The sequence below is a fragment of the Prevotella sp. TCVGH genome (assembly GCF_023522295.1).
GTDB lineage: Bacteria > Bacteroidota > Bacteroidia > Bacteroidales > Bacteroidaceae > Prevotella > Prevotella timonensis.
The window spans coordinates 1-10,000 of the sequence record NZ_QFFX01000078.1; the positions used below are offsets into that span (position 1 = coordinate 1).

General features: G+C 44.0%; 7 protein-coding genes. 4 read left to right on the top strand and 3 right to left on the bottom strand.

What is annotated here, in order from left to right; all coding sequences use genetic code 11:
- Positions 1-216 precede the first annotated feature (216 nt).
- Together DEM91_RS11070 and DEM91_RS11075 are read right to left on the bottom strand one after the other, a co-directional pair.
- A complete protein-coding gene (locus DEM91_RS11070) occupies positions 217-1,941 on the bottom strand; it encodes an RluA family pseudouridine synthase (RefSeq protein WP_249858965.1) in 1,725 nt (574 codons plus the stop codon).
- Between the two features lie 249 nt (positions 1,942-2,190).
- Positions 2,191-2,406 carry a hypothetical protein gene (locus DEM91_RS11075; protein ID WP_249858966.1) on the bottom strand — a complete coding sequence of 72 codons (216 nt, stop codon included), beginning with the start codon at positions 2,404-2,406 and terminating at the stop codon, positions 2,191-2,193.
- A 697-nt stretch (positions 2,407-3,103) separates the two neighbouring features.
- Between DEM91_RS11075 and DEM91_RS11080 the strand changes: the two genes are divergently transcribed.
- Both DEM91_RS11080 and rbr read left to right on the top strand, forming a co-directional pair.
- Positions 3,104-4,078: a YitT family protein gene (locus DEM91_RS11080; protein ID WP_410525642.1), complete on the top strand. Its 975-nt coding sequence runs from the start codon at positions 3,104-3,106 to the stop codon at positions 4,076-4,078.
- A gap of 212 nt (positions 4,079-4,290) precedes the next feature.
- Positions 4,291-4,944, top strand: coding sequence for a rubrerythrin (gene rbr / locus DEM91_RS11085; protein WP_025071778.1), 654 nt, complete (start codon positions 4,291-4,293; stop codon positions 4,942-4,944).
- A 257-nt stretch (positions 4,945-5,201) separates the two neighbouring features.
- Here the strand turns inward: rbr and eno are convergent, their stop codons facing one another.
- Complete coding sequence (eno, locus tag DEM91_RS11090; protein WP_249858967.1) at positions 5,202-6,509, bottom strand: phosphopyruvate hydratase; 1,308 nt, start codon at positions 6,507-6,509, stop codon at positions 5,202-5,204.
- A gap of 526 nt (positions 6,510-7,035) precedes the next feature.
- On the opposite strand from eno, the gene DEM91_RS11095 reads away from it, so the two are divergent.
- A complete protein-coding gene (locus DEM91_RS11095; RefSeq protein ID WP_249858968.1) occupies positions 7,036-8,889 on the top strand; it encodes a 2-oxoacid:acceptor oxidoreductase subunit alpha in 1,854 nt (617 codons plus the stop codon).
- The gene (locus tag DEM91_RS11100; RefSeq protein ID WP_025071782.1) at positions 8,886-9,893 is read left to right on the top strand and encodes a 2-oxoacid:ferredoxin oxidoreductase subunit beta; all 1,008 of its coding nucleotides are present in this window, start codon (positions 8,886-8,888) and stop codon (positions 9,891-9,893) included. The genes DEM91_RS11095 and DEM91_RS11100 overlap by 4 nt, the downstream gene beginning before the upstream one ends.
- Positions 9,894-10,000: the final 107 nt, after the last annotated feature.

Below are 10,000 nucleotides of genomic sequence, written 5' to 3' on the forward strand. Positions count from 1 at the left end.
TATATACAATGCTGTTTTTCTAATGGCGGTCATTAGAAAATGACAAGAAGCTTTTTCTAATGACCGATTTGGGTTTATTAGATAAAAAGACATAGACCTTATTATATTAAGAAAGGAAACAGAGGGGTTAGCGGCTCGTATCGCAACCCCTCTGTTGTTGTATTGAAGCAATCGCAACCCCGTAGGTATCACCGCAAATCCTATTAACCCAGAAAATCACCCTTGCTTTCTCCCCATAAAAACGTCTTGAAAAACAGCGGGTGGTTGGGCATGTAGCGTGAGGAGTTGCCCCGAAATGGGATGCACAAAGGTAATAGAAGTGGCATGCAGGTAAAGTCGATTGGCATGATGACCATAGAGTGGGTCGCCCAATATAGGACAGTTGAGCCCTTCTGCATGTGCACAGTGCATGCGTAACTGGTGCGTCCTGCCTGTCTCGGGAAACAAAGCTATCCAAGTTTTACCGTGTCGTACATTTAACACACGATAGGAAGTCACAGCCTTTTTGCCATGCTCCCAATCGACTACCTGCCGCGGACGGTCAAAGGGGTCAGGACGAAGGGGCAGCGTAACAACGCCATTCCGCTGAGATAACGCTCCTTCCAAGATGGCAATATATTCCTTTTGTACATGATGTGTCCTGAATTGGCGTTGCAGATGACGGTAAACCACACTGTTTTTTGCCAATATCAGCAAACCCGATGTAGCCATATCGAGGCGGTGAACGGAAAACAACTCGACCGATGAGGGTATCTGACTTCGCAAAATGGAGTAGACAGAAGGGCGCTGAAAACGTCCCGGAACAGAAAGAATACCTGCTGGTTTGTCCACAACAATGAGGGCATTGTCTTCATAAACGACATGAAGTTGACTGTGTTGCTCTTCGACAGACTGCTCCGCATCCACCTTCAAACCTTGCAACATAAAAGAAAGAATGGGCAGGCACTTGCCACGACAAGCAGGGTAAAACTGCCCGTGATGACGTACAGAGGTCTTGGGGGAAGCGCCCCACCAAAATTCAGCAATGCAGACAGGCTTCAAATGGTGTAGATAAGCATACTGCAAAAGCTTGGGCGCACAACACTCCCCTGCACCCGCTGGCGGCACACCTTGCGATGTTTGGGCAAAGATGGTAAGGAGGTTACGTTGCTCCCCCTTCGCATTCAACATAAGGAAATGTGAGAAAAGCCAGCGTTGTAAGTCGTCCGATAAGGTTCGGCGTAATGCTTTTGCATCTTCCATTTGTTGCTCGTGTTCGGCTAATAATTGCAGAAGTGGTGTCCTTCCGATGCGCAACCGCTCCTTGAGTCGCTTATATTCTGCTTTCATAAACTGGCTCTCCTTGATGAGGGCAGCTTGTTGTTCGACATTCAAAGTTAGTTTTCTACGCTGTTGGTCACGCCTCTTTTTGGCCACTTTCATTTCTTCTTGAAACAATGTCAGTTGGGCAGCTGCCTGTTGGTCATATTCTTTTAACTTCGTTTTCAACGTTTGGTAGTCCTCATCAACCTCTAAACATTTAACCCTTGCATTGATTTGAGTAATGAAAGCCTCTTGTTTCTTAAAATATCCCTGTGGCTCAAGATAGTCAAACACCGCAGGCACAAATCCATGCCAGTTGCTACGCCCCCCGATTTGCCCCGAGTAAGCAGCTAAATAGCCCAATGAATGTTGGGCATCTTCCACTACCAAAACGCCAAACATCTTTCCTAATGCAATCTCTTCCTGCCATGCCGGTTGCGATGCCACATAACACTGCAACTGCTCCGCTGCCAAAAGAGCGAGTGGATGCGGACGATAATTGAAGGGATTGTTCAATTGCTGGGGGTGCTCCACATCGGTGCTGAGTGGATGAAAGCAATGAGCTTCAAAACCTTTGTCTACGGAGTTTTCACGTTGAATCATGGAAGTGTGCATAAAAGGAGGTTGATCAAAAGCCATGAGTGTGAACCAAAACAAACTCAAAGTAACGGCTGAAATTTCCTAACCCACTACAAAAGTACGGACTTTATACGAGATACCACCGCATCCGACGGTCATTTCTTTGAGCATGCTTTTGCTCCTACGGAGCGCAGACCCAATCACACGCTTACCCAGAGCGTTGCTCTGGGCTGAGTGCTTTTGGGCTTTCAGCCCGTTAATCACGCAATCAATACTCACGTAGTTCAACACCGAGAGGTCGTAAACCTTTTAATTACATTGGGTAATGCAACGACGAAGGCAAGCGACATCCTGCTTTCGCTGCATCACAACTACACCTCCAGTCCCTACACTCCTCAAAAGTGTACCTATACAGTTGCCTTCTTCATCAGAACGCTTGTGTTCATCGCTTACCCCTTTCGCTTCACTGATTTCACTTGTCCTACCAACAACTACTCTCTCAATGAAAGAGCTACACCTTTTCATCTTGCTGTTTTTTGCTAAAGGCAGGAGTTGTTTTTGTCCTGTTATTTTACCAAAAAACGGTCATCTAAAATCTGCGAAATAGAAAAAATGAATAGGCAAACGACATGCAAAAATGGGCTGATTTTAACAAATAAAACGTCGATTGAAGCTAAAACATTGAGTTTACGCTCTTGGAAACATGTATTAGCGGTGTTATTCACATGCTTCAACGGCATTAAAGCATGCAAATAGCAGGCTTATCTCAATGCTTTAACCGCAAAAAACTGGTAAAAATGGGAATGAAAAAACGACTCTAAATCGTAACCATCTCAACAACAACAAATTATGAACATCGCTCATAACTCGCGTATTTGCGACCAACTTTGCCGTTGGATGATTTCACGCGAGTTTTGAGAGGCACTTTGTAAAGAAAATTCAGTATTAATTATTCTCTCATGCGGCACATCATCAGGTTTACAAACGCTGCTAAGTTGGTGTTTTTTGATATAAAAATCTCGCTCTTCAATGAAAGATTGGTATCTCAAAACGAGGTGCAGAAGAAAGCATATAACACTAATCAAAATTTACAATCACAAATATTTTGATAATAGGTTTTCTTCATCTATCTTTGCAAAGCAAAGACTCATCAAAGACAACCCCCTATAAGGAAGTTTAGAAAAACGGAGAACGAAGTCTTGCAAAAACAAATCAATGATCAATGACAGACATGAAAAAAACGGGTTTAAAGAATCCTTTTAGCGCAAATGAGCTAAAAGATTATGTATTCATCACCATCGCGATGATGTTTTACTGTATCGGGTGGACAATTTTCTTGTTACCTAATGACATTGCAACAGGTGGCGTACCGGGTATTTCTTCAGTATTATACTGGGGATTAGGAATACCAGTACAATATAGTTATTTTGCTGTGAATGCCATCCTTATTATTTTTGCTTTACGCATATTGGGACTGCGTTTTTGTATCAAAACGATTTATGGCATCATTATCTTGACAGCCCTTACTTCACTGGTGCAAACGTATATGAAAGACGTCTCCTTATTGAGCGACCAACCTTTTATGGCAAGTGTCATCGGAGCCGTATTCTGCGGATCGGGAGTTGGCTTAGGATTATCAGCCAATGGTAGTACTGGAGGAACAGATATTGTGGCTGCCATCGTGAACAAATATCGCGACATCTCATTGGGACGCGTTATCTTACTTTGTGATGTAGTGATTATCTCTTCCAGTTTCTTGGCATTACACGATTGGGAGAAAGTGATTTACGGATATGTTGTGTTGTTCATCACCTCGTTTTGTGTAGACCAAGTGGTGAACAGTATGCGCAGGTCGGTACAGTTCTTTATTATCTCTGACAAATATGAAGAGATAGGTCGACAAATCAATGAAAATCCACACCGTGGGTGTACTGTCATCAATGCACAAGGATTCTTTTCGGGTAAAAACATGAAAATGCTGTTTGTATTGGCAAAGAAGTCAGAATCAAACAAGATATTTTATCTCATCAACGAAATCGACCCCGCAGCATTTGTATCTCAGAGTGCCGTTATTGGTGTTTATGGGGAGGGCTTCGACCGGTTCAAAGTGAAACACAAAAAAACAAACCACCACAAGGGCATCGAACCAACAGCAGTAGACGTAAACCCCACGCCAATCGAAGAAGTGAACGGATAACCATGGTGGGGACGACCGTCGCTATAAAATGGTACGATGAAGATTTAGAAAAAGAAGTAATGAAATAAATACAATTTTTATTGCAATGCAAGGATAAAAATAGTATCTTTGTGGTGAAGTGCTTCCTGCTAACGTTATCAACACCGAAAAATAGGAACACAAGCGTAGAGACGCATAAAATACAAAAACGTTTACCATTATACAAAAACATTATGAAGAAGAAATTTATTTGTACCGTCTGTGGTTATATCCACGAAGGAAAAGAAGCACCAAAAGAGTGCCCAGTATGTCACGCTAAAGCAGGAAAGTTTAAAGCTTTTGACCCGAAAGCAATAAAGGGAACAAAGACCGAAGAGAATCTCATGGCTGCATTTGCAGGCGAGAGTCAAGCTCACACCAAGTACCTCTACTTTGCTTCTAAGGCAAAGAAAGAAGGCTATGAGCAATTGGCTGCTATCTTTGAGGAAACGGCACACAACGAGAAAGAACATGCCAAAATATGGTTCAAGTTCTTGCACGGTGGTGATATCCCTACCACAACAGATAACATCAAAGAAGCTGCCGACGGTGAAAACTATGAGTGGACAGACATGTATGCGAACATGGCGAAGGTAGCCGATGAAGAAGGATTCCCAGAGATAGCAGTAAAGTTCCGTGCTGTTGCTGCCGTTGAAAAGCACCACGAAGAGCGTTATCGCAAGATGTTGAAGAACATCGAAGATAAGATTGTCTTCTCACGCGATGGTAGCTGCGTTTGGCAGTGCCGCAACTGTGGACACATCGTTGTCGGTAAGAAAGCTCCTGAGGTATGTCCAGTTTGTGACCATCCACAGAGCTACTTCCAGATTGAACCAGACAATCTGTAAGTCGACAGACATAAGACAAACGTCAACGAGAGATACTGCTTTTTAAGTATCTCTCGTTTCTTTTGTTGCGTACGCATATGGTGAACGGAACAAATGATCAAAGCTAACCAAAAGAAAGATATCTGCGAGAAAACATGACAGAGGACAATTCATGAGAGAAGAAATCAAGCAGATAATGCAGACATCATCGTAAAAGGGTGCATCATAATAATGAATTACGATGCACCCTTTTTATATAAATAAGTAATCTATCAAATTTACTTCAATTTGCAGTAGCCATATTTAGCCGAGCAGCAAAGCTCTTCCTCGATGCGGATGAGCTGGTTGTACTTCGCAATACGGTCGGTACGGCTCATAGAACCTGTCTTAATCTGACCAGAGTTAGTAGCAACGGCAATATCAGCAATCGTTGTGTCCTCGGTCTCTCCTGAACGGTGAGAAGTAACGGTGGTGTAACCAGCACGGTGAGCCATTTCAATAGCCTCCAATGTTTCGGTCAACGAACCAATCTGGTTTACCTTGATCAAGATAGAGTTAGCAGCACCCATCTTGATACCCTTCTCCAAGAACTTCGTGTTGGTTACAAACAAGTCGTCACCAACCAACTGACAACGGTCGCCAATCTTCTCGGTCAGCTTCACCCAGTTGTCCCAGTCGTTCTCATCCAAACCGTCCTCGATAGAGTCGATAGGATATTTTGTAATCAGTTCTTCCAAGTATGCAATCTGCTCATCAGCGGTCAGCTTCTTACCATTAGGATCCTTTGGCATGCCACTCTTCAACTGACGATAGTCGTAGAACCACTCACCGTTCTCCTGAACAGCAAACTCCGAAGCAGCGCAGTCCATGGCAATCTTCACATCCTTGCCTGGCTCATAACCTGCATCCTTAATAGCCTGAATGATAGAATCCAAGGCATCTTCAATACCATCGAACTTAGGAGCGAAACCACCCTCATCACCTACAGCGGTAGACAAGCCGCGCTTCTTCAACAGCTTTGCCAAAGCGTGGAATACTTCTGCACCCATACGAATGCCTTCTTTGATAGAAGGAGCACCCACAGGGCGAATCATAAACTCTTGGAAAGCAATAGGAGCATCTGAGTGTGCACCACCGTTGATGATGTTCATCATTGGAACGGGCAACGTATAAGTGTTCACACCACCGATATAACGATATAGTGGCAAGTGAAGAGCTTTGGCTGCCGTGTGTGCAACTGCCAAGCTAACACCCAAGATAGCGTTAGCACCCAACTTGCTCTTGGTAGGAGTACCATCCAAGTCAAGCATCTTATAGTCTATCTTGCGCTGTTCTAACACGCAGCAACCTTTCAATGCTGGAGCAATGATGTTGTTAACATTCTCTACGGCTTTTAATACACCTTTGCCACCATAGCGAGCTTTGTCGCCATCGCGCAACTCCAAGGCTTCGTTTTCACCCGTAGATGCACCAGATGGTACGCTGGCACGACCCATCACACCATTTTCCAATGTTACCTCAACCTCTACTGTAGGATTACCACGAGAGTCAATAATCTCTCTTGCGTGAACTTTTTCAATTACCATAATTAATTATTTATTTTGAATGAATAATATCTCTGAATTCATTGCAAAGATAACGATAATTAAGGAATTCACCAATACAGAGATATGAAATAATGTGAAATAATGAACTTTGAACGGATCTTTCGTTAAGTGCAATGTTGTTGAAACAAAGAACATGATTGTTATTGAACAACGAATGAAAGCAAAAAATAACTAAAACGTGCGCTTCCCCTACAAGATATTGTCTCGCAGATTTCGCAAATGGCGCAGATATGATTAGACAGCAGCAGAATTTGCGAGGGCATTGGACTGAGAAACAACGCATGCGAGAATATTTTGCTGAAAGAAACAATATCTGCGAGAAAATGTAAAGCAATATCTGCGAGAAATTGTAAAGCATCTAAGACAAATAACACAAAAATACATAGAACTTTGAACGGGGTAACAACAAAGACAACAAATAAATACAAAAAAACCGCTAATCATTTTGCGGTATCAATATAATTTGCCACCTTTGCAGGAACTAAATCTAAACGAATAAAACATTATGGAAGAAGGTTTACGAGTGAAAGAACTCGAAAATGTAGTAGTCCGCTTTTCCGGTGACTCCGGTGACGGAATGCAACTGGCAGGTAACATCTTCTCTACAGTATCGGCAACAGTGGGCAATCAAATCTCCACATTCCCCGATTATCCTGCAGACATTAGAGCTCCGCAAGGTTCGTTAACTGGTGTGAGTGGTTACCAAGTCAATGTAGGAGAGAACGTTCACACCCCTGGAGACAAGTGTGATGTATTAGTTGCCATGAATGCCGCAGCCCTGAAAACACAGCGACAATTTGCCAAACCAACAGCAACGTATATTATTGATACGGACAACTTTAAGCCTTTTGACTTACAAAAGGCAAAGTTTGCTACACCCGACTACTTAAAAGAATTGGGTATTGATGCAGACAGCGTGATAGCATGCCCTTTGACAACGCTGGTAAAAGCATGCTTAAAGGATTCGGGCATGGACAACAAGTCGATTCTCAAGTGCCGAAACATGTTTGCATTGGGTATGGTATGCTGGTTGTTCGACCGCGACTTGCAACTCGTGAACAACTTTTTACAGCAGAAATTCCACAAGAAACCGGCTGTCTTAGAAGCCAACATCAAAGTGGTAAGAGCAGGATATGACTACGGAGCCAATACCCATGCGAGTGTGCCCAACACCTATCGTATTGAGACTCGTAACAAAGTGCCAGGCCGCTATATGGACATTACGGGAAATAAAGCTACCGCTTACGGTCTTATGGCTGCCACAGAGAAGGCAGGTGTGAAACTCTTTTTGGGTTCTTATCCTATTACACCTGCATCCGACATATTGCACGAATTGGCTAAACACAAGTCGATGGGCGTCATCACGATGCAGTGCGAGGACGAAATCTCGGGCTGTGCAACATCCATCGGAGCCTCGTTTGCAGGAGCATTGGGCGTTACTTCCACCTCTGGTCCTGGTATCTGTCTGAAATCAGAAGCCATGAACTTGGCGGTGATGGACGAACTTCCATTGGTAATTATTGATGTTCAGCGTGGTGGTCCCTCAACAGGACTCCCTACAAAGACCGAACAAACCGACCTGTTGCAAGTGCTTTATGGTCGCAATGGTGAATCACCAATGCCTGTCATCACGCCAACAAGTCCCACCAACTGCTTCCATGCAGCCTACATGGCTTGTAAGATAGCATTGGAACACGTCACACCTGTGGTGGTTTTGAGCGATGCATACATTGCCAATGGCTCATCTGCATGGCCTATCCCACAAATGGATAAGCTGCCAGCAATCACTCCCCACCGTGTTACTCCCGAACAAAAAGGAAACTATACCCCTTATCAACGCGACCCAGAAACCTTGGTTCGCTACTGGGCTACCCCTGGAATGGAGGGTTACGAACACATTTTAGGAGGATTGGAAAAGGACTCGGAAACAGGACAAATCTCGAATAATCCCTCTAACCACCAACAAATGGTGAACAACAGAGCCGAAAAAGTGGCTCGCATCCCTGTGCCAGAGCTGAAAGTATTGGGCGAGGCAGACGATGCCGACTTATTGGTTGTAGGCTTTGGTGGCACCTTTGGACACCTATACACTGCCGTTGAAGAACTGGTGAAAAGTGGCAAGAAGGTGGCTTTGGCACACTTTGAATTTATCAATCCTCTGCCTGCCAACACCGAAGAAGTACTGAAACGCTACCCAAAGGTAGTAGTGGCAGAACAGAACATGGGACAGTTTGCCAGCTATCTACGTACCAAGATAGACGGTTTTGTGCCTTATCAATTTAACCAAGTAAAGGGTCAGCCCTTCGTAGTGGCTGAACTCATCAACGCATTTGAACAAATTTTGGAGGGAAAAGCATGACAGCGTTTACAGCAAATCAATATAAAATAGGACAACCTCGCTGGTGTCCTGGTTGTGGCGACCATTTCTTTTTAGCCAACTTACACAAGGCAATGGCAGAAATTGGCGTTCCACCCCATGAAATCGCCGTAATATCGGGTATTGGCTGCTCCAGTCGTCTACCTTATTATATGAATACGTATGCCATGCAAACCATTCATGGTAGGGCGGCATCGATAGCATCGGGAGCAAAGGTAGTAAATCCAGACTTAACCATCTGGCAGATTAGTGGTGACGGTGATGGTCTTGCCATTGGTGGCAACCACTTTATCCATGCCTTGCGCCGTAACATCAATATCAACATGGTGTTGTTAAACAACCGCATCTATGGTCTTACGAAAGGACAATATTCGCCAACATCGCCTCGTGGCTTTGTCTCTAAATCGTCTCCTTACGGTACGGTAGAAGATCCGTTCCAGCCTGCCGAGCTTTGTTTTGGCGCACGTGGACGCTTCTTTGCTCGTGCTGTAGCCAACGATGGTCCAAGTGTGATAGCCGTTCTACAAGCTGCCTATCACCACAAAGGGGCTGCACTGTGCGAGATACTGCAAAACTGTGTCATCTTTAACAACGGTGCTTACGACCCGATTTACACTCGCGACGGCAGAAAACAGAATGCTATCTACGTAGAACATGGCAAGCCTTTGCTCTTCGGTGAGAACAATGAATACGGACTCATGCAAGAGGGATTCGGACTGAAGGTGGTGAAACTGGGCGAAAATGGCATTACCGAAAAAGATATTTTGGTACATAATGCGCACGAAGAGGATAGCACGCTGCACGCAAAGTTAGCCATGATGGACAACGAACATGGTTTCCCTGTTGCCTTGGGCGTGATTCGTGATGTGGAAGCACCTACCTATGATGATATGGTGAACAAACAGATAGAAGAGGTAAAGGAAAAGAAAGCTTATCATAACTTTACCGAACTGTTAGAAACAAACGATATCTGGGAAGTGAAATAACATCCACCTTTCTGCATTATCGCAAAAAGATAAATAGGGTCTGCTGAATTATTATCTCTTCACAGACAGAGGGTAGCAGACGTAGACCCTCATAGTGACGATAATGA